This window comes from Aeromonas sp. S41-2, assembly GCF_027705845.1.
GTDB lineage: Bacteria > Pseudomonadota > Gammaproteobacteria > Enterobacterales > Aeromonadaceae > Aeromonas > Aeromonas hydrophila.
The window spans coordinates 932,816-952,623 of sequence record NZ_JAPDCG010000001.1; the positions used below are offsets into that span (position 1 = coordinate 932,816).

Sequence of the window (19,808 nt, forward strand, 5' to 3'; positions counted from 1 at the left end):
GACTCCTGATGGTTGAAGGCGCGGGTAATCGGCGGGGCTCGATGACGGTTCACCGGGCCCGCCCCTGCTACCGGCAGGGACGAGCCCGGTGGCTCATCAAGCGCTATTTTTGCGGAATATAGAGCACCTGCCCTATCTGGATGTCCCGCGACTTGAGCTTGTTGATCTCCACCAGCCGCGCCTGGCTGACCCCGTATTTCTCGGCGAGCCGGGAGAGGCTCTGCCCGCGGGTGACCACATGACGGAGCATGTTGGCCTTGTCGTTGCTCTGCACGCTGGCGACCGGTGCACTGGGCTCCTTGGCCGCCACCACGTAGGGCTTGATCACCCCGGCGCCGGACGAGGATCCGCCGACGCTGCTGACCGGTGCCCCGCCATCGCTGCTGCGATTCGGCTCGGTGGCCGGCATCCGGTTGGTCACCACCTGCTGTACCGGTTGCGCCGCCGGCTTGCTCACGGCGACCGGCTTGCTGGCGGGGGCGGGGCGGCTGACCACCGCCTGCTTGTTGCTGCCCTGCCCCTTGCCGGTGAGCATGGCCCCCTTGGTCGGATGGGCCCGGTAATAGTTGCGGATCCCCTCGAAGATGGCGCGGGCCAGCTGATCCTGATAGCTGGCGGTGGCCAGCAGCTGCTCTTCGGCGTGGTTGGAGATAAAGCCCGTCTCCACCAACACGGAGGGGATATCCGGCGCCTTCAGCACCGCCAGACTGGCGTGCTCCGGTGCCTTCTTGTGCAACCTGGCTACCCGACCCAGCGAGCGCAGGATCTGGCGGCTGACGTCATAGCCCTCGGCACGGGACTTGTCCATGGAGAGGTCGAGGAAGGTCTGCGCCAGATAGGGGTTCGGGTCCGATTCGGCCAACACCTTGCCAACGCCCCCCAGCAACTCGCCCTGCTTCTCCTGTTTCTCCAGCCAGCTGCCCATCTCGCGATTGGCGCGGTTGGTCGACAGTACCCAAACGGAGGCGCCGCGCGGGGTCGAATTGTGGAAGCTGTCGGCGTGCACCGACACCAGCAGATCGGCCTTGGCCTTGCGGGCAATCTCGGAGCGCTTGTTCAGATCGACGAAGTAGTCGCCGCGCCGGGTCAGCACGGCACGCATGCCGGGCTCGCGGTCGATGAGGGCGGCCAGCTTCTGGGAAACCGCCAGGGTTACCCGCTTCTCGTAGGTGCGACGCGGGCCGATGGAGCCCGGGTCTTCGCCGCCGTGGCCAGGGTCGATGGCAATCACCACCCCCTTGCCCTTGCCCCCCACCGGCGTGGCTTGCACCGCAGCGGAGGCCTTCTCTTCGTACGGCAGGTCGATCACCAGGCGGTGGCCGTAAGGCCCCGCCGGTGCCAGCGGGAACACCACCGGCTTGATGGTGGAGCCGAGATCCAGCACCAGCCGCAGACCGCCCTTCTCCAGCGGCGAGCTCTCGCGGATCTTGCGCACCAGCTCGCTCTTGTTCTCGATGCGGGCCAGATTGGTGACGTTGCTCGCCCCTTTCAGGTCGATCACCAGCCGGTCGGGGCCGGTCAGGGTGAAATAGTTGTAATTGGGGGCACTGCTCATGTCGAGCACCACCCGGGTATTGTCCGGCGACGGCCACACCCGCACGCTCTTGAGCTGATTCGCCCAGGAGGGTAAGGCCAGCAGGGAGAGGGCAATAACAAGGATCAAGCGCACGTAGATGACAACCGTTCCAGAATGGCTTCGCCAATAGCAGTGCGGGCCTCTATCAGGACCTCGCGCTGCTCGTTTGCATAACTCAGGGTAATGTCGAGATCGGGGGCGGGCAGCCAGCCTTCCCCTTTTTCCGGCCACTCCACCAGACAGAGGGTGTTGGCGCCGAAGTAGTCACGGATCCCCATGAACTCCAGCTCCTCCGGGTCGGCCAATCGATAGAGATCGAAGTGGTAGAGCTGCCAGTCGGCCAGCTCATAGGGCTCGACCAGGGTATAGGTCGGGCTCTTGACCTTGCCCTCATGCCCCAGCCCCTGTACCCAGCCCCGGGTCAGGGTGGTTTTGCCGGCCCCGAGAGAGCCGTGCAAGAACACCGTGGTTGCCTGCTGGCAGGCGTGGGCCAGTCGGCCACCCAGTGCCACCGTTGCTGCCTCGTCCGGCAGTGTCATCATCAACTGTTTTGCCATGTTCTTCTTTAGCTTGTTATGGTGTCGGGATTTACCAGTCGACGGATAAAGGGCAGCAGGTCGGATGCCAGCATGCCCCGCTCTCCGTCTGCAGCGGCCAGATCGGCCGCTTCCCCGTGGATCACGGCGCCCAGTCGGGTTGCCTCGGCGGCAGACCAGCCCTGGGCCAAAAGGGCGGCGATTATACCAGATAACAGGTCGCCCATGCCGCCACTGGCCATGCCGGGATTGCCCTCGTCGCAGAGCGCCATCCCCTTGCCGTCGTGGATCAGCGTCCCCGCCCCCTTGAGCAGCACCACACCGCCGAAACGCTGCTGCAGACGCTGCACCGCGGCAAAACGATCCGCGGCAATCTCGGCAATGGTGCAGCCCAGCAGGCGGGCTGCCTCGCCCGGATGGGGCGTGAGCACCCAATTATCCTGATGACGGGGACATTGCGCCAGCCAATTCAATCCATCGGCATCCAATACCAGCGGCACCTGCTCGTTAACAAATGACTCAAAATGGCGCCGACCCCACTCATCCTGACCCAGGCCGGGTCCCACCACCCGCACCGAGGCCCAGCGCTCCTCGTCCCCGCCCTGACTGCCCATCAATTCGGCCTGGTAGAGGCTGGCGGGCAGCTGGTCAGGATGCTGGCACACCCGCACCAGACCGGCACCGGCCCGCAGGCAGGCACGAGCGGCCAGCACGATGGCCCCCTGCATCCCCGCATTGCCCCCCACCAGCAGCACCTTGCCGTGGGAGCCCTTGTGGGACGAGCGCTGGCGCGGGGTCAGTCGGGCGTACAGGGAGGGATAATCGATGCGTTCGGCGGCCGCCTGCCACCCGGGCGGGACGTTGACGCCGAGGGGGTCGCAGTCGAGCCGACCGACGCAATCCACCCCGTCGGCGGTGAGCACGCCCTGCTTGATACCGATGAAAGTGAGGGTGCGGCTGGCACGCACCACGGCTCCCATGGCGCAGCCGGTGTCGGCATTGAGGCCGGAGGGGAGATCCACCGATAGCACAGGCACCTGCAAGCCATTGATTGTTGCGACGATCTTTGTCATAAGCGGTGACAGTCGGGTATGGACACCGGTGCCGAGCAGTGCGTCGACCACCAGGTCCGGGGCCGGCAGCCGGTCGAGTTCGCCCGCCTCGGCCGCCACCACTGTGCCCCCCGTCGCCAGCCACTCGTCGGCGGCCCGCCTGGCGTCTCCCGTCAGCTCGGTAGGATCCCTCAGCGCTATCACCTGGGGCTCCAGCCCCAACTGCTTCGCAAGGCGGGCCAACACATAGCCGTCGCCGCCGTTGTTGCCGGGGCCGGTGAAGATCCACCAGCATCGGCTGTGCGGCCAGTGGTGGGTGGCGTAGGTGCGCAGTGCTGCCCCGGCCCGCTCCATCAGGGTATAGAGTGCCAGCCCCTCGCGCTCGGCCCACTCCCGCTCCAGGGCACGGATCTGTTCAGCCCGCCACAGTGATTGTGGTAAACTGCGCACCTCTTTCCCGCTGATAGCATCCCCGATGATCTGTACCATGACGGCTCCTGACTCTCATCCATTCATCCGGGCCAGCTGGCACCGGGCACATGATGCAGTATGACGGCAACCGCCATGCCCGTCGGTCAACCTTGGCAACAAGACCCCAGAGATGCGATACAGCATGACAGTACACCTCCACCCCGGTCAGCACCCGGGCAGGCAGACGGCCCCATGACCACCACCGAACTCCATCAACTGGCCCAAGATATCAAGCTCTGGGCGAGCGAGCTAGGATTCGACCAGGCCGGTATCACCGACACGGATCTCACCGTCGAGGAGCCCAGACTGCAAGCCTGGCTCGATGCGGGCCATCACGGCAGCATGGACTACATGGCGCGCCACGGCATGATGCGGGCCCGCCCCCACGAACTGCTGCCGGGCACCTTGCGGGTGCTGTCGGTGCGGATGAACTATCTGCCGTTCGAGGCGGGCTTTGCCGCCACCCTGCGCGACCCCACCCTCGGCTACATCAGCCGCTATGCCCTCGGGCGCGACTACCACAAGCTGCTGCGCAACCGGCTCAAGCAGCTGGGAGAGCGCATCGAGCAACGCTGCGAGGCGCTGGGCTGGCGCCCCTTCGTCGACTCGGCCCCCATTCTGGAGCGGCCGCTGGCGGCCAAAGCCGGCCTCGGCTGGGTGGGTAAACACTCGCTGCTGCTCAACGAGTCGGCGGGCTCCTTCTTCTTTCTGGGGGAACTGCTGCTCAGCCTGCCGCTGCCGCTGGATGCCCCGGTGGAGAAAGAGCAGTGTGGCAAGTGCGTGGCCTGCATCAACATCTGCCCCACCGGCGCCATCATAGCCCCCTACGTGGTGGACGGCCGTCGCTGCATCTCCTATCTCACCATCGAGAACGACGGCCCCATCCCCGAAGAGTTCCGGCCGCTGATGGGCAATCGCATCTATGGCTGTGACGACTGCCAGCTCATCTGCCCCTGGAACCGCTACGCCAACGCCAGCCCGGAGCCCGACTTCAGCCCGCGCCCCAACCTGCATCGGCCGCCGCTGTTGACCTTGTGGGGCTGGAGCGAGAGCGAGTTTCTCAAGCACACCGAAGGCAGCCCCATCCGCCGCATCGGCTATCAGCGCTGGCGCCGCAACCTGGCGGTGGCCCTTGGCAACGGCCCGGCCAGCCCGCAGGTCATGACGGCCCTGCAGCAGGCGCTGACAGCAGCCGAGCCCATGGTGGCCGAACATATCGAATGGGCGCTGGCCACCCTGGCCAAACGCCAGCAGGATGACAACAAAAAGACGCGCTTGCTGATCCGCTGCATCGAAAAAGGTCTGCCGGATCACGCATAGACGATCTGCCCCTTGCCGGATCGAAGCCATTTTTTCATGCTCTGCCGACGGTCGATCGTCGGCACTATAAAAGGAACAAGCTGATGCAGATGTTGGGAGTGGATATCGGTGGCTCGGGGATCAAGGGATGCCTGGTCGACACCGCAACGGGCGAGCTGATTGGCGAACGTCACCGGCTGGTGACGCCGCAGCCGGCCACCCCGGCCGCCGTGGCTCATACCCTCAAGGCGCTGGTGGAACACTTCGACTGGAAGGGCCCGGTGGGCTGCGGCTTTCCCGCCACCATCCACAACGGCATCGCCAAGAGCGCGGCCAACATCGACAAGAGCTGGATTGAAACCGACGTCGCCCACCTGTTCGCCGACGTGACCGGCCAACCCTGCCACGTGCTGAACGACGCCGATGCGGCTGGCCTGGCCGAGATGCGCTTCGGGACCGGCAAGGATCGCAGCAAGGGAGTGATCATCCTCATCACGGTCGGCACCGGCATCGGCACCGCCGTGTTCGTCAACGGTCAGCTGCTGCCCAACACCGAGCTGGGTCATCTGATGCTGGAAGGGATGGTGGCCGAGCACTACTGCTCGGATGCGGTGCGCAAGCGCGAGGATCTCTCCTGGGGCCGCTGGGGCAAGCGCTTCAACAAGTACCTGGCCCGCCTCGAGTTTCTGTTCTCCCCCGACCTCTTCATCCTGGGCGGCGGCAGCGCCGCCAAGCTCGACAAGTTCATCGACAAGATTGAGACACGGGCCCCGCTGGTGGCAGCTGCCAACCTCAATCAGGCCGGCATCATAGGCGCCGCCCTGCACGCCGCCGAGCTGACCGCCGCCCGCCAGTCGGCATGATGCCGTCGTGAACAAACAGCAGAGGCCCGGCATTGCCGGGCCTCTGCTGTTTTCAGCGCCCGTTTTTCACCCTACTTGTCACCCGGGGACATGTCGCCCGGCCGGCTATTTCCTATAAGTCGTCGAGCCGATGGGCGCCGTGCACCAAGCGGGTCAGGCGGGTCTGCTCCTGCTCGGCCAGGCCGCCGAGCAGCCGCACCGTCTCCTCGGTCGGACACTCCCTGGCCAGGTGGCTGAGCTCGCCGATGAGCTTCTCCTCCTGACGGCACACCAGCTGCACTATGTCCTGGGTCTGGGCCGTGGCGGGCAGGCTCAGGCGCCGGATCCCGGGCAGCAGATCCTCGCTGAAGCCTCGCTCCAGCCAGGTCTCCTTCACCCCTTCGCCAAGTTCACTCAGGTAGTCATCCAGCTGGCTCTTTGCCGCCTCCTCGCGCTGCTGCAGATAGGCCAGCAGCAGCCGGCTGCGCTCGCCATCCACCTGTGCCATGAGGCGCCCGTAACCGAGCCCAAGCTGGTGATGCACCTGCTCCAGATAGAGCAGCAAGTCTTTGATTTGTTGAAATCGCATCAGGTTGCCCTCCTGTATATCGTGCCCTTTAAGTATAAAAAACAGGCAATTGCAATCCAAGCCAAAGCGCGGCCCTTGTTGTGCTGCATCAAGCCAGTGGCCAAGAAAGCAGCGATCGATACAAAGTGGAATGATTTGTGCCAACCCGGAGGGAATAAAAGGATGAGCAGGTGAATCCGGTTGGTGGCTAATAAAGGAGGTTGTAAGCGGTTATTTACCATGTGATATTCGGCAATCATGCCATACCACCAAATACAATATTGATGTGAGCGAGATCACCGTCGGCGTTAGTCGGCAGGCGGGAATCCTTAGCACTTTTTTAGACGTCTAGATGTATAAACACGCGTTGACACGGCCATCCAGACATCTTAGCATCATCCTCCATGATGGCAGAGCAACCCAGTGAAACCTCTGCCCAATTCACCCGCCTGTAGCGCCCTGTGCTTTAAGGCTGTTAGCACGGAAGAATCCATGATTAAGTTGATCGGTCTCAACAAAGTCTACGGTAAAGGCAGTGATGCCGTGCACGCCCTGCGTGACGTGAGCCTGCATGTGCCGCAAGGCAAAATTTTCGGGGTGATTGGCGCCTCCGGTGCCGGCAAGAGCACCCTCATCCGCTGCGTCAACCTGCTGGAGCGCCCGACAGAGGGCCAGGTGATTGTCGACGGCCAGGATCTGGTCGCCCTGAGCGAGCGGGACCTGACCCAGGCCCGCCGCCAGATCGGGATGATTTTCCAGCACTTCAACCTGCTCGCCTCCCGTACCGTCTCCGCCAACATCGCCTTCCCGCTGGAGCTGGCGGGCTGGAGCAAAGAGAGGATCCAGCAACGGGTCGAAGAGCTGCTGGCACTGGTCGGGCTGGAAGCCCGCGCCCACGCCTATCCGTCCGAGCTCTCCGGCGGTCAGAAACAGCGGGTCGCCATCGCCCGGGCGCTGGCGCCGGCCCCCAAGGTACTGCTGTGCGACGAGGCCACCTCGGCCCTCGACCCGCAGACCACCCGCTCGATCCTGACCCTGCTCAAGGAGATCAACGTCAAGCTGGGGCTCACCATCCTGCTCATCACCCACGAGATGGACGTGGTGAAGGGGATCTGTGACGAAGTGGCCATCATCAGCGACGGCCGGCTGATCGAACAGGGCGAAGTGGCCTGGTTCTTCAGCAATGCCAAGACCCAGCTGGCCCGTGACTTCATCCACTCCACCATCCACCTGGAAGTGCCCCAGGAGTATCAGGATCGGATGAGCGCGGAGCGGGTCCCCGGCAGCTATCCGCTGGTGAAGCTCGGCTTTACCGGCAGCACGGTCGACACGCCGCTCATCTCCGAGGCGAGCCGCCGATTCAACATCGACATCAGCATCCTGAGCGCTGACATCGAGTACGCCGGGGGCGTCAAATTCGGTTTCCTGCTGGCAGAACTGTTCGGGGATGAAGCCCAGTGCGAGGCGACCCAGCAGTTCCTCATCGACAACCATATTCAGCTGGAGGTAATGGGTTATGTCCGAAGCCATGATTAATCTGCTGTTCACGGCCCTGGGCGACACCCTCATCATGGTGTTTGCCTCCGCCCTGTTCGGCTGCCTGCTCGGTCTGCCGCTCGGTGTGGCGCTGCACGTGACCAAGGCCGGCCAGATCCTGGCCAACCCGCTGCTCAACCGCACCCTGGGCATGGTGGTCAACGTGGGTCGCTCGGTGCCCTTCATCATCCTGCTGGTCGCCATCATCCCGCTGACCCGGCTGATCGTCGGCACCAGCATCGGCACCATTGCCGCCATCGTGCCGCTGACCGTCGGTTGCATTCCCTTCATCGCCCGTCTGGTGGAAGGGGCCCTGATGGAGGTGCCGGACGGCTTGCTGGAAGCGGCCAAGGCCATGGGCGCCAAGCCCCTGCAAATCATCACCAAGGTGCTGCTGCCCGAGGCCCTGCCCGGCATCCTCAACAGCGTCACCATCACCCTCGTCACGCTGGTGAACTACTCCGCCATGGCCGGTGCCATCGGGGGCGGTGGTCTGGGTGATGTGGGTATTCGTTACGGCTATCAGCGTTTCGACCCGACCGTCATGCTGGTGACCGTGGTTATTCTGGTCGTACTGGTTCAACTCATCCAGAGCGCGGGTGAGCGCCTGGTCAACAAATGTGATCATCGTTAATCGTCGATTTCTGACAGGAGGTTTTATGAAATTTGGCATCAAATCCGTTGCGGCAGCCCTGCTGGCCACTCTGGTACTGGCCGGTTGCGGTCAAAAGGAAGAGAACAAGACCCTGAAAGTAGGCGCCATCGCCGGCCCCGAGACCGAACTGGTTGAAGTGGCCGCCAAAGTGGCCAAGGAGAAATACGGCCTGACCGTCGAGGTGGTCAACTTCTCCGACTACGTCACCCCGAACGTGGCGCTGAACGATGGCAGCATCGACGTCAACGCCTTCCAGCACAAGCCCTATCTGGATGCCCAGATCCGTGATCGCGGCTTCAAGCTGGTGCCGGTCGGCAATACCTTCGTCTACCCGATCGCCGGTTACTCCAAGAAGATCAAGGCGCTGAGTGAGCTGAAAGATGGCGCCCAGATCGCGGTGCCGAACGATCCGACCAACCTGGGCCGCTCCCTGATCCTGCTGGAGAAGCAAGGTCTGCTGAAGCTCAAAGATGGTGCCGGTCTGGAAGCGACCGTGCTGGACATCGCCAGCAACCCGCGCAACTTCAAGATCGTCGAGCTGGAAGCTGCCCAGCTGCCGCGCTCGCTGGAAGACGTGGACTTGGCCATCATCAACAACACCTTCGCCGGTCAGATTGGGCTGACCCCGACCGAAAACGGTCTGTTTGTTGAGGATAAAGAATCCCCCTACGTCAACCTGATCGTCGCCCGCGACAACAACAAGGACGACGAGAAGGTCAAACAGTTCGTACAGGCTTTCCAGACCGACGACGTCTACAAGAAAGGGCTGGAACTGTTCAAGGGCGGCCTGGTGAAAGGTTGGTAATCACTCACTCGGCAAAAAAGGCCACGCAATGCGTGGCCTTTTTTTTTGCTGCCGTTATCATATCGGCGAGCACGGCAACACGAACATATTCAGCACATGAAAAAATGGTATCTGGCCTACTGCAAGCCAAAAGAAGAGGCCCGCGCCCGCGCCCATCTCGAAGCCCAGGGGATCGAGTCCTACTACCCCATGGTGGAAATTGAAAAACTGCGGCGGGGCAAGCGTGTCCCGGTGCGGGAGCCCATGTTCCCCAACTACCTGTTCATCTATGTGGATCTGGAAGAGGTTACCCCGGTCACCCTGAAGTCGACCCGCGGTATCAGCCGAATTATTCACTTCGGTCGGGAGTGGACCTCCATCAGCAGCCAGCTGGTCTATCAGCTGATGAGCCGGGACGACAGCGATGAGGCGCGCGCCAGCTACGCCAGCCTGCCGACCCAGGGCGACAAGGTACTGATAGAATCCGGTCCGCTGGCCGGCTTCGAAGCCATCTATCTGGAGCCGGACGGCGACAAGCGGGCAATCCTGCTGGTGAGCCTGCTCAACCAGGAGACAAGCAGCAGCTTCGACAACCAGTCCTTCCGCCGGCTGGACTGACGTGCAGACTACCATGGCGAGAAGCACCTTATTCCTGCTGGTGAGCCTACTCAACCAGGAGACCGGTAGCAGCTTCGACAACCAATCCTTCCGCCGACTGGACTGACGTGCAGACTACCATGGCGAGAAGCGCCTGATTCCTGCTGGTGAGCCTGCTCAACCAGGAGACCAGCAGCAGCTTCGACAACCAGTCCTTCCGTCGGTTGGACTGACCCGACAATCAACGTCGAACTCCCGCTGGTTGGCCCGAGCAACCCTCTCTTGCGCCAGCGAGGCTAAAAAAACGGGGCAGGCCCAGCGGCCTGCCCCGTTCTAATACGCCTTGTCCGCCTCAGGCATCCAGTTCGAAGCGGCTGATCACCGCCGTCAAGCGACCGGTATCCTGCGCCAGCCGGGCCACTATCTCCTCCCCCTGCTGGCTGCGCTGGCTCGACTGCCGGCTGAGGGCGGCGATCTCCTCCACCGTTCCCGCCACCTCCTGGGCCACCCGTGACTGCTGCTCGGTCGCGGTGGCGATGGCCCCCAGCTGGCCCGACAGATCCTGCACCAGCTGCAACATGGCATTCAGGGTGCCGGTCACCGAGTCGACGGCGCCGCGCCCCTCCTCCACCAAGCGGGTGCCGCTGCCAACCGTATTGACGGTCTGGCGGGTCTGCTGCTGGATGCTGGCGATGGTCTGGCTGATCTCCTCGGTGGACTGGCTGGTCCGGCTCGCCAGCAGCCGCACCTCGTCGGCCACCACGGCAAACCCGCGCCCCTGCTCGCCAGCCCGCGCCGCCTCGATGGCGGCATTGAGCGCCAGCAGATTGGTCTGCTCGGCGATGGTGGCGATTACCTCGGTGACGCGTCCCACCTGCTCGCTCTGGCTGCTGAGCTGATCCATCGCCTCGTTCGCCTCGGCAATCATGGCGGCAATCTGCTGCATGGTGGCGGTCATGCGGGCCAGCTCGTGGCCGCCCTGGCGAGTCTGCTGCTCGGCCTGCTGAGCGGCCCGCGCCGCTTCGGCGATATTGCCCGCCACATCCCGGGTACTGACCGACATCTGCTCGATGGCCGCCGCCACCGTATCGACCCGCTGATTCTGGCTCGCCAGATCGGTAACGATGGCGCGGGTGGTGCAGCCTACCTCGCCGCAGGCCCCGTCCACCTGCCCCACCGCCCCCTGAATCTCCCCCACCAGCTGGCGTAGCTGGCCGGACATCTGGTTGATGGAGCCCGTCAGCCCACCCAGCTCATCCTGGCTCTGTACCGGCAGGGGGCGGGCCGGCAGCCGACCGTTGGCCACCAGATCGGCCCGCAGCACCAGGCTGGCGATATCCTGGGTCAAACGGCGACTGAACAGCAGTGCCACCAGGGTACCCAGCACGATCACCGTCAGGGTAGCCAGCAGCAGGGTGCGATTGATGGCCTGACCGGCGCTGGTCATCTTCTGGCCCATGCTTTCCACCTCGGCGCGGGTCTGGGTCACCTGGCCGGCCAGCTGGGTCGCCAGCTGACCGAGAGCCGGTTCAATCTCGGTCGCCATCAGATGGTTGGCCTGATCCCAGTCGGGCGCCTGTCGCTTGCTGATCACCTGCCCTACCAGTTCGGCGAAGGGGGCCGACATCTCCTCGAACAGCGACCAGATCCCCTTCTGCGCCTCGGTAAAGTTGGCCTCCTGCTGCTTCAGCTCGGCCACCCGCTGCTGGTGGAATTGGTAATAATCCTGGTATTTGGTGCGATAGTCCGGATCGCCGGAGATGAGGAAGTCGCGCAGGGCGGAGAGCGCATTGGAGAGACCGTTGTAGGCATCCCCCACCTGCTTGAGCAGCAGGCGGCGATCGCCGGGCAGCTGATCCTGCGGGGTGGCCACCTCTTCGTTGGCAAAGGACTGCAGCTGATCGAGGGCCGACTCCGCCAGCGGCCCCGCCTCCTGCAGCATCAGGGTATGGGCAGGCAGGTTCTCGTCGGTATGGGCGATGTCCCACACCTTCTGCTGGCTGGTCTTGAAGGCCTTGAGCGAGCGGGTCAGCTCGGCGGTGAACTGCTGATGCTCGATCACCTGCCAGGCCCCCTCCCACTCCTGTTTGAGGCGGGCGGCCTGCGCCGGATCCTTGCCCAGGATGAGATAGGCCCGCAGGGAGGAGATGGTCGCCACCAGCGCCTTCTGGCTGGCCTCATCCCGTTGCAGGGCGGGTAGAGCCTGCTCCAGCAGGGCGCTGCCGGCCTGTCCGATGCGGCCGAGCTGGTGGTAGACGAGGCTGGAAGAGAGGATCACCAGCAGATTGATAAAACAGAAGCTGAGCAGCAACTTGCTTGAAATTTTCATGAACATCCTTGTTTCGTTGCGGGCATCCTGCCCGACATTCACTCCCCGAGCAGCGCCGGTAGCCGTTCACGCCAGGAGTCATGCCATCCCAGCAACTCCTCGCGCGGCATGGGCCGGGCCGAGAAGAAGCCCTGGCACACGTCGCACCCCAGCCGCGCCAGCAGCCGCCAGGTGAGTTCATCCTCCACCCCTTCGGCGACGGACTTGAGCCCCAGTTTGCGGGCCAGCTCGATGCTTGACTCTATTATGGCCAAGCGGGAGGGGTCCTCAAAGCAGCGATCGACGAAAGAGCGATCCAGCTTGAGCTCGGTGAAGGGCAGCAGGGCCAGCTGCTGCATGGAGGAGTAGCCGGTACCGAAGTCGTCGATGGAGAGGCCGAAGCCGTGCATGCGCAGGCGGGTCAGCACCTCCAGCGACTTGCCCAGATCCTTCACGAACGAGCTCTCGGTCACCTCCAGGGTGATGAGCTCGGGGTTGATGCTCCAGCGCTGGCACTGGTTGATCAGGGTATTGCACAGATCCCCCTCGATGAGGGAGGTGGTGGAGAGGTTCATCGACAGGTTGAGGGAGAGCCCGGTCTGCTCCCACAGATGGCCATCGCGCAGCGACTTGCTGATGATCACCTCGGTCAGCTGATCGATGAGGCCGTTGTGTTCCGCCAGCGGAATGAAGCGGGCCGGCGAGATGAGGCCGTACTCCGGGTGCTGCCAGCGCGCCAGCGCCTCCATGCCGACCCACTGGCCGGAGCCGAAGCTCACCTTGGGCTGATACCAGGGCAGCAGCTGATCCTGCTCCAGCGCCAGGCTCAACTCATCCAGGGTCAGGCGGTGGCCGTCCTCCTCCTGGGCGCGCTCCTGCTGCGGGCGCCAGGCGCCGATGAGCTGGCTGATCTGCTGCTGGCTGGAAGGCTTCTCGATGCGCCCCAGCACTTGCAGACCATAGGCGGCACTCATGCGCAGCACGGCCTCGACCACGTCATCCTCCAGCGCGCTGGAGAGAATGATGCCACCGCGAAAACCGCCCAGCGAGAGGCGACGCAGCAGCGCCATGCCGTCCATGCCCGGCATGCGCAGATCGCAAAACAGGATGTCGACCTGATGACGCTGACACATGGCAAGCGCCTCCACCCCATCCTGCGCTTCCAGCAGGGAGCCGTAACCGAGCCCGCGGATCTGGTGCATCAACGCCTTGCGCTGGAACGCGTGGTCTTCCACCACCATGATCACCAACTCATGCTGTGTCTTGTTCATCGAGCCATAATCCAATTTCGCATGTAATAGAGTTCATCAGCGCCAGTACCGTCTGACTCAACTCGGTAAGTTCGTCCAGCTGCTTGAGGCGGGCCGCCACTTCGAGCCGGGCCGCCTCCTCCGCCAGAGCCTGCTGCCCCACCATGCGGGCAGCCCCCTTGATGCGGTGCGCCGTCTCCACCAGGGCATAGGTGTCCTGCCTGGCCAGTGCCTGCATCATGTCATCGCCGTCCTGGCGATTGGAATCGAGATACTCCCGCGCCATGCTGCGCGCCACCGTCTCATCGCCAAACAGCGAGATCCAGCACTCCCCCTGCTCGCTGGCCGACGGAGCGGGCGGGTCCGGCTCTTGGGTCTGAGGACTCACCGGCAACCAGCGCATCAGCATCTGATGCAGCGTCTCCAGGGTATAGGGTTTGAACAGCATGTCGTTCATGCCGGCTTCCTGCATCTGCAGGCTGGCCTCTTCGGATGTATCGGCGGTCACCCCGATGACGGGAGCCGACTCCCCCTGTGCCCGCAGGGCCCGGGTCAAACTGTAGCCATCCATCACCGGCATGTGGCAGTCGGTCAGCAGCAGGGCGAATGCCTGCCCCTGCCAGGTGCGCAGGGCCTTGTCGCCGTCGTCCACCACCTCGGCATCCACCCCGAGGATCGCCAGCTGGCGAGCCAGCAGCGCGCGGTTGATGGGGTGATCGTCGGCCACCAGCACCCGTCCCTGCAATTTGGGGGCATTGGCTTCGACCGGGCTGATCGCCGCCTCTCCCAGCAGCTGGTGACAGGTCTCCAGCAGCAGATCGGGATAGAGCGGAGACTGCCCCAGCCGCCACCAGGCACCCGACCCCATGCGGCCGCGCAGGGCCTCCTGCGGGGAGAGCACTATGCCCTTGAGGGCCGAGCGCTGCAAATGTGTCAACCACTCGCTGCCCAAGGCCTGCTCAAGCCAGCTCTCCTCTGCTAATAACAAACCACTCACCGGCTGCTGCCACTGCTGTGGATCCAGACGATGCAGCCTGGCCCCCAGCCGCTGCATCGCGCTCTGCAGGGCCGCATCCTCGCCAAACAGCCACCAATCGTGGCCTGCCAGCGGCGGGGCATCCCACTGACACGCCGCCAGCGGGAAGTCGAAGGTGAGCCGGGTACCGTGCCCCGGCTTGCTCTCGAGCACCAGCGTGCCCCCCATTTTTTGGGCCAGCTGGTGGCAGATGGCAAGGCCGAGCCCGGTACCACCGAAGCGTCGGGTTATGTCGGACTCCACCTGCTCGAACGGGGTAAACAGGCGATCCTGCTTGTCTTCGGCAATGCCGATGCCGGTGTCGCTGACCGCGATGGCGAGCCGCTCCTTCTCAAAGCTGACCTGGATACGGATCTCGCCCCGCTCGGTAAACTTGACCGCATTGTTGAGCAGGTTGGAGAGCACCTGCCCCACCCGCACCGCATCGATGCGGGCCTGATCCGGCACCTCCGGCGCCCACTCCAGCGTCACCTTGAGCCCCTTGCCATGGGCCAGGGTGGCGTGACCGCGGATCACGTCGCAGATGACGGAGGCGAGGCGGCAATCCTGATAGTGCAACTGCAGCTGGCCCGCCTCTATCTTGGAGAAATCGAGCACGTCGTTGACCAGATAGAGCAGGTTGTTGGTGGAGGTCACCACGTTGCGCAGCAGATAGCGCTGGTCGTCGTTCAGCTCGCTCATCTGCAGCAGCTCCAGCATGCCGTGCATGCCGGAGATGGGGGTCCTCAGCTCGTGGCTCATGGTGGCCAGGAAGCGGCTGCGCACCTGCATCGCCTGCTCGGCATAGGCGCGCGCCTCCCTCAGGTCGTGCTCCTGGTGCTTGAGGGCCGTGATGTCCTGGATCACCCCGTTGAGGATCAGGTGCCCCTCCTCCTGCGGCACGAAACTGCCGCGCACCTGCAGATAGCGGGCCCCCTCCGGCCGCTCCACCCGCACTTCCAGATCGAGCGGGGCCAGGGTTTCGGCATGATTGGCCACCTTGCTGACGAAATCCTGCAGAGCCTCCTCGGTAAAGCCGAACACCTCGCCGCCCGACTCGGCCGACAATATCTCCTGCCGGCTGGCGCCCAGGATCTCGCTCGCCCCCTGCGAGGCATAGAGGAAGCGCCCCTTGCCGGGGCCGAGCCAGAGGTACTGATAGACAATGCCCGGCATGCTGTCGGTGATCTGGGTGAGCCGGGTCTCCGCCTTGCGGGCCCGCGCCTCGGCCTCCTTGATGCGGGTCACGTCGGTCAGCACCGTCAGGACCCCCAGCATGTCGCCCTTTGGCGAGCGATAGGGGCGCTTGGTGTAGATGACGTGGAACATGGCGCCATCCTGACGGCGGCTGTTGCCCGCCCCTTCCAGCTGCTCGCCGCTTTGCCATACCCCCGACTCTTCGCGCAGCACCCGCTCCCGCTCTCTGGCCGGCATGCGGTCCAGATCGTCGCCATCATCCTGGGTCAGATTACCGATGAAGGCATCCCGATAGGCCTGGTTGCAGAGGGTAATGCGCTGCTCGCGATCCCGCAGCACCACCATGTTGGGCAGCGAGTTGAGCAGGGTCTGCACGAAGGTCAGCTGCTCGCTTAACTTGTGCTCGGCCAGCTTGCGCTGCACTATCTGGCGGCGCAGGGTCCGGTTCCAGCCCATGAACAGCAGCACGCAGAGCAGGAAAGCGCCCACGCCGACCGCGGACCAGAGCGCCACAGTGGCAGGGTTGATGCCGGTCTGGATGGTCAGCGCCAACCACTTGTGCTCCAGCTTGGTCATCTCCTCCGGGCGGATGGAGAGCAGCACCTTGGTGAGGATCTGCTGCAGCATGGGGTCTTGCTGGTGCACCGCCATGGCGACCGGCACCCTCAGCTCGTTGCCGGAGAACACCACCTGATAGCGATTGTTGAACCCTTTTTGCAGCGCCTGCTCCAGAGTGGTCATGCTCATCAGCACGTAGTCGACCTGATGCCCGTCCAGCAGCGGCAGTAGCTTGGTATCGCTGCTCACCGTCACCGGATGGGCCCCCACCTCGTTGAGTACCAGCTCCTCCACCGAGCCGCCGACGATCCCCACCCGTCGCCCCTTGAGCTCGTTGAGGTTGTCCAGCTCCTCGCTCCCCTGTCTGGCGGCGATCACTCGGTGGATGAAGGCGTAGTCGGGAGTAAACAGGGAGTATTGTCGCCGCTCCGCGGTCGGCGTGATGGCCGGGATGAAGTCCAGCTTGCGCGCCTGAAACAACGCCTGAGTCTCGGCCCAGCTGCTGGTGGGCACCAGGGTAAACTGCAGGCCCGAGCGCAGGCTCACCAGCTTGAGCATGTCGGCGATGAACCCCTTGAGCTGGCCATTGCCGTCGATCTCGCTCACCGCCGGCCAGTCCGGCGCCACCCCGAAGCGCAGGGTCGGATGCAGGGCCAGCCAGTCGAGCTCGCTCTGGTTGAACACGATCTGGCGGGGACCGTTGGCCAGCTCGTAGTCAACTATTCCGCCGGTCTCCAGAATGCGGCGCCGCTCATCCAGCGGAATGTCGTTGAGGGCCAGCTCCAGCAGACCGAGCAGCCCCAGGTTGTCGGGCCCCACCGCCATGGCCAGCGAGGTGTCCGTCACCCACTCCGGGGTAATCACTTTGAGCCCGGCCTGCTGCTGCAGGCGCTGCAGGCGAACCAAAGAGGGCAGATCGGAGAGATAGGCATCCGCCATCCCCTTCTTCACCATGAAAACCGCTTCGTCACTGCTGTCCGCCTCGGTGAGCTGGGTCATGCCGAGCTCCGCCAGCTCTTCACAAGAGCTGAAGCCATGTTCGCACACCCAGCGCAGCTGGCGCGCCGTCGCCAGAGTCGGCTCCCCTTCCTCTCGCGCCAGCAACACGCCACGCGGCAGGGTCATCAGATCCGAGGTAAAGCGCATCTTCTGCTGACGCAACTGGCTCGGCGTCACCCCGATCAGCATGTCCACCTCGCCATCGAGCAAAGCCTGCTGGGCGCCGGCATAGTAGGGGTAAGTCTTGTAGCGCACGGTCAGCCCCAGCCGGCCGGCAATCAGGGCGGCAAAATCGTCGAGCGGGCCGCTGAAGCCACCCCGGCTATTGGCATAGATGTAGGGCGGCCAGGCCACCGACGGCATGCCGACCACCAGGTCGCTGCGCGAGGCGAGCCAGAGCCGCTCCGCCAGCCCCAGCTGATCCTTGTCCAGGGAGGTTTCTGCCGCAGCCACCAGGCTCCAGCAGGTAAACCAGCACAACAAAATGGCGCGATAACAGAGGCGCAGCATGGGTAACTCCTGAACGGCTTGGAGAGCGATCATAGGGATTTTGGCAAAATGTGCGAATAGAAATTCGTAACAGAACTCGTCCGGATACGAAAAACGGCAGGCTCACGCCTGCCGTTTTCTAGCAAGAAGGGGGCCAAGACCCCCTCTTGTCAGGTTATTCGGTTCCCGAGTCGGAAGCCGGTTTGATATTCCCGCTCACGGATGTGGGCGATCTGCACATTTTGCCCTTCTAGACCGATGTCCTTGAGCAGAGCAGGCGACAGATGCAGGTAGCTGACACGACGCTCCAGCCGGGTAATCCGCTTCTGGACCAGGGTTTCGACGGTGCGCAGCAGGGTCAGTTCGATAGACATAATATTCTCCAGTTGAACGTGCGGTTCCCCCGGAGAGAAGAGATCACCCTGCGGGACAACCGCGGGTGATGAAAAAGCAGGTGTTACCTGTTTCCTCCACGCGGCAGAAAAAGAGCACGAGTCTTCGCGCTGCTGATGCAGCGGTCGAACGCAACGTTTAGCATTGAATGTTGCATATCCGTCTCCTTACCGAGTGAAAGTTGAACAAGTTGCCACAGTCTAAAAAAAGACCGAATTTTATACAAGAACCTCACCCCCATATGGGGAGGTGAGTCATCTATCAATACTCATCCGGCACAGGCTGACCCGTGCTGCTCCGGCTCAGATCCCGGACAACAACCGGAACTCCTCCAGCGCATAGGTATCCGTCATGCCGCTCACGTAGTCGAGCAGCAGTCGCATCCGGAAGTACCACTCCTGTTCCGCCCCGTCGCTGAAGCGCGGATCCCGGCTGGCCACCGCCAACCGGTATGCCTTGAGATGACGGGCCGACAGCCGATGAAACAGCCGGCGGGCGAAGAACAGCTCGCTGCCCCCCTGCCCAGCCAGCAGCCGCTCGAACTGTGCGGCCGGCAGCGCCAGCAGGCAGGCATAGGTGGAAAGCACGCCACGCAGGGCGGCATAGCCCTCCAGCTCCAGCGCCTCCACCTCGGGCCGCATGAACACCAGCTCGCGAGCCACTTGTTTGAGGGTATCGAGCACCCGCGCCGCCGGTGCCTGACCGTGCAGCAGGGCCTGGGGATAGGCGCCGCTCAGGATCTGCGGATGCTCGCTCACATAGGTGTGAGCGGCCAGTTCCACCAGATCCCGGGTCAGCTGCTGGCGAAAGTGGGGGAAGAAGCCCCTGCCCGAGGCGGTCGCCTCCGCCAGCAAGCCGGCCATGTAGGCGCCGTCATCGGCCAGCCGCAGCGCCTGTTGCAGCTCGCTCAGACTGAGGATGCGCCGGTCCACCGCATCCTCGAGATCGGCGATGCAGTAGGAGATATCGTCGGCCGCCTCCATGATGTAGACCAGCGGATGACGGCAGCCGGGCGCCAATCCCAGGCTCTGGCCGAGGGCACGGTAGAGGGGTTGTTCGCTGAAGAAGATGCCGCGCTTGCTGGCCCAGCCGTGATGTTGACCGCCGTGCAGGGGTTGCTGAGGGTACTTGCACAGTGCCGCCAGCTGCCCCAGGGTCAGGTTCAGCTCGTGCAGGCTGTGCACCAGCCGCAGACTCTGGGCATTGCCGTCAAACACCAGCAGATCCTGGCGCAGCGTTGCCCACTGCGGGCTGGGTGTGCTGCCAAGGGCCTCGGCAAACAACCCATCCAGCGCCTGCGCCAGCCACTGGCTCATCACCTGCTCGCCAAAGTGACCGAACGGCGGGTTGCCGACGTCGTGCAACAGGCAGGACATCTCCACCAGATTGATGAAGGCACCCTCGCACACCGACCCTGCCGGCAGGGCCGCCAGAATGCGGCGGCTGATCTGGCGGCCGGTCTCCTGCACCTCCAGCGAATGGGTGAGACGGCTGCGCACCGAGGCCTTCACGTCGAGCGGAAAGACCTGGGTCTTCTGCTGCAACCGACGCACCGGCGCCGCCTGCACGATGCGGGCGCGATCCTGCTCGGTCGCCTCCAGCAGCTCTTCGTCACCCCAGCGATGGATGCGCTCGGGGGTAATCAAACGGCTATACATGTTGCGGCTCCTTGCCTGCGGCTCG

Annotated in this window: 15 protein-coding genes and 1 pseudogene; 7 read left to right on the forward strand and 9 right to left on the reverse strand. The window is 63.8% G+C overall.

What is annotated here, in order from left to right:
• Nucleotides 1-103 precede the first annotated feature (103 nt).
• Genes OKC44_RS04290 through OKC44_RS04300 form a run of 3 tightly spaced genes read right to left on the reverse strand, consistent with a single transcriptional unit; the run spans nt 104 to nt 3,653 of the window.
• The gene (locus OKC44_RS04290) at nt 104-1,669 is read right to left on the reverse strand and encodes an N-acetylmuramoyl-L-alanine amidase (RefSeq protein ID WP_270811248.1); all 1,566 of its coding nucleotides are present in this window, start codon (nt 1,667-1,669) and stop codon (nt 104-106) included.
• Nucleotides 1,660-2,133 (reverse strand): tRNA (adenosine(37)-N6)-threonylcarbamoyltransferase complex ATPase subunit type 1 TsaE, encoded by a 474-nt coding sequence (gene tsaE / locus OKC44_RS04295; RefSeq protein ID WP_011704860.1) that lies wholly within the window; start codon nt 2,131-2,133, stop codon nt 1,660-1,662. Before tsaE ends, OKC44_RS04290 begins: the two co-directional genes overlap by 10 nt.
• Before the next feature lie 8 nt (nt 2,134-2,141).
• Nucleotides 2,142-3,653 (reverse strand): NAD(P)H-hydrate dehydratase, encoded by a 1,512-nt coding sequence (locus tag OKC44_RS04300; protein ID WP_270811249.1) that lies wholly within the window; start codon nt 3,651-3,653, stop codon nt 2,142-2,144.
• Between the two features lie 174 nt (nt 3,654-3,827).
• On the opposite strand from OKC44_RS04300, the gene queG reads away from it, so the two are divergent.
• On the forward strand, nt 3,828-4,955 hold the full coding sequence (gene queG, locus OKC44_RS04305; RefSeq protein WP_270811250.1) for a tRNA epoxyqueuosine(34) reductase QueG: 1,128 nt from the start codon (nt 3,828-3,830) through the stop codon (nt 4,953-4,955).
• Nucleotides 4,956-5,038: 83 nt separating this feature from the next.
• The gene (ppgK, locus tag OKC44_RS04310) at nt 5,039-5,797 is read left to right on the forward strand and encodes a polyphosphate--glucose phosphotransferase (RefSeq protein ID WP_039214856.1); all 759 of its coding nucleotides are present in this window, start codon (nt 5,039-5,041) and stop codon (nt 5,795-5,797) included.
• Nucleotides 5,798-5,909: 112 nt separating this feature from the next.
• Here ppgK and OKC44_RS04315 read toward each other — a convergent pair whose 3' ends face one another.
• Nucleotides 5,910-6,365, reverse strand: coding sequence for a hypothetical protein (locus OKC44_RS04315; protein WP_026080396.1), 456 nt, complete (start codon nt 6,363-6,365; stop codon nt 5,910-5,912).
• Nucleotides 6,366-6,836: 471 nt separating this feature from the next.
• On the opposite strand from OKC44_RS04315, the gene metN reads away from it, so the two are divergent.
• From metN to OKC44_RS04345, 5 genes and pseudogenes are all read left to right on the forward strand, one after another.
• A complete protein-coding gene (metN, locus tag OKC44_RS04320) occupies nt 6,837-7,880 on the forward strand; it encodes a methionine ABC transporter ATP-binding protein MetN (protein WP_011704855.1) in 1,044 nt (347 codons plus the stop codon).
• Nucleotides 7,861-8,514 carry a methionine ABC transporter permease gene (locus tag OKC44_RS04325; protein ID WP_011704854.1) on the forward strand — a complete coding sequence of 218 codons (654 nt, stop codon included), beginning with the start codon at nt 7,861-7,863 and terminating at the stop codon, nt 8,512-8,514. Before metN ends, OKC44_RS04325 begins: the two co-directional genes overlap by 20 nt.
• Before the next feature lie 25 nt (nt 8,515-8,539).
• The gene (gene metQ / locus OKC44_RS04330) at nt 8,540-9,340 is read left to right on the forward strand and encodes a methionine ABC transporter substrate-binding lipoprotein MetQ (RefSeq protein WP_270811252.1); all 801 of its coding nucleotides are present in this window, start codon (nt 8,540-8,542) and stop codon (nt 9,338-9,340) included.
• Between the two features lie 96 nt (nt 9,341-9,436).
• Complete coding sequence (gene rfaH / locus OKC44_RS04335; protein WP_016349600.1) at nt 9,437-9,937, forward strand: transcription/translation regulatory transformer protein RfaH; 501 nt, start codon at nt 9,437-9,439, stop codon at nt 9,935-9,937.
• A gap of 140 nt (nt 9,938-10,077) precedes the next feature.
• A pseudogene (locus OKC44_RS04345) lies at nt 10,078-10,149 on the forward strand (transcription/translation regulatory transformer protein RfaH); the annotation flags it as partial.
• 119 nt (nt 10,150-10,268) lie between these two features.
• Here OKC44_RS04345 and OKC44_RS04350 read toward each other — a convergent pair.
• The 5 genes from OKC44_RS04350 to dgt form a co-directional block, all read right to left on the reverse strand.
• Complete coding sequence (locus tag OKC44_RS04350) at nt 10,269-12,245, reverse strand: HAMP domain-containing methyl-accepting chemotaxis protein (RefSeq protein WP_270811254.1); 1,977 nt, start codon at nt 12,243-12,245, stop codon at nt 10,269-10,271.
• Between the two features lie 38 nt (nt 12,246-12,283).
• Entirely contained in the window at nt 12,284-13,495 is a 1,212-nt protein-coding gene (locus OKC44_RS04355) for an EAL domain-containing response regulator (RefSeq protein WP_024944322.1), read from the reverse strand.
• The gene (locus OKC44_RS04360) at nt 13,476-17,753 is read right to left on the reverse strand and encodes an ATP-binding protein (RefSeq protein WP_270811257.1); all 4,278 of its coding nucleotides are present in this window, start codon (nt 17,751-17,753) and stop codon (nt 13,476-13,478) included. Before OKC44_RS04360 ends, OKC44_RS04355 begins: the two co-directional genes overlap by 20 nt.
• Nucleotides 17,754-17,902: 149 nt before the next feature.
• A complete protein-coding gene (locus tag OKC44_RS04365) occupies nt 17,903-18,106 on the reverse strand; it encodes a hypothetical protein (RefSeq protein WP_011704847.1) in 204 nt (67 codons plus the stop codon).
• 321 nt (nt 18,107-18,427) lie between these two features.
• Nucleotides 18,428-19,783 (reverse strand): dGTPase, encoded by a 1,356-nt coding sequence (gene dgt, locus OKC44_RS04370; RefSeq protein ID WP_270811258.1) that lies wholly within the window; start codon nt 19,781-19,783, stop codon nt 18,428-18,430.
• Between the last annotated feature and the right edge of the window lie 25 nt (nt 19,784-19,808).

Bases quoted from the DNA above. Each gene is read 5' to 3' on its own strand.
- OKC44_RS04350 (WP_270811254.1), bottom strand. From the start codon at position 12,245: ATGAAAATTTCAAGCAAGTTGCTGCTCAGCTTCTGTTTTATCAATCTG.
- OKC44_RS04355 (WP_024944322.1), bottom strand. From the start codon at position 13,495: ATGAACAAGACACAGCATGAGTTGGTGATCATGGTGGTGGAAGACCAC.
- OKC44_RS04365 (WP_011704847.1), bottom strand. From the start codon at position 18,106: ATGTCTATCGAACTGACCCTGCTGCGCACCGTCGAAACCCTGGTCCAG.
- OKC44_RS04300 (WP_270811249.1), bottom strand. From the start codon at position 3,653: ATGGTACAGATCATCGGGGATGCTATCAGCGGGAAAGAGGTGCGCAGT.
- metQ (WP_270811252.1), top strand. From the start codon at position 8,540: ATGAAATTTGGCATCAAATCCGTTGCGGCAGCCCTGCTGGCCACTCTG.
- OKC44_RS04315 (WP_026080396.1), bottom strand. From the start codon at position 6,365: ATGCGATTTCAACAAATCAAAGACTTGCTGCTCTATCTGGAGCAGGTG.
- OKC44_RS04360 (WP_270811257.1), bottom strand. From the start codon at position 17,753: ATGCTGCGCCTCTGTTATCGCGCCATTTTGTTGTGCTGGTTTACCTGC.
- queG (WP_270811250.1), top strand. From the start codon at position 3,828: ATGACCACCACCGAACTCCATCAACTGGCCCAAGATATCAAGCTCTGG.
- rfaH (WP_016349600.1), top strand. From the start codon at position 9,437: ATGAAAAAATGGTATCTGGCCTACTGCAAGCCAAAAGAAGAGGCCCGC.
- tsaE (WP_011704860.1), bottom strand. From the start codon at position 2,133: ATGGCAAAACAGTTGATGATGACACTGCCGGACGAGGCAGCAACGGTG.
- dgt (WP_270811258.1), bottom strand. From the start codon at position 19,783: ATGTATAGCCGTTTGATTACCCCCGAGCGCATCCATCGCTGGGGTGAC.
- OKC44_RS04325 (WP_011704854.1), top strand. From the start codon at position 7,861: ATGTCCGAAGCCATGATTAATCTGCTGTTCACGGCCCTGGGCGACACC.
- metN (WP_011704855.1), top strand. From the start codon at position 6,837: ATGATTAAGTTGATCGGTCTCAACAAAGTCTACGGTAAAGGCAGTGAT.
- ppgK (WP_039214856.1), top strand. From the start codon at position 5,039: ATGCAGATGTTGGGAGTGGATATCGGTGGCTCGGGGATCAAGGGATGC.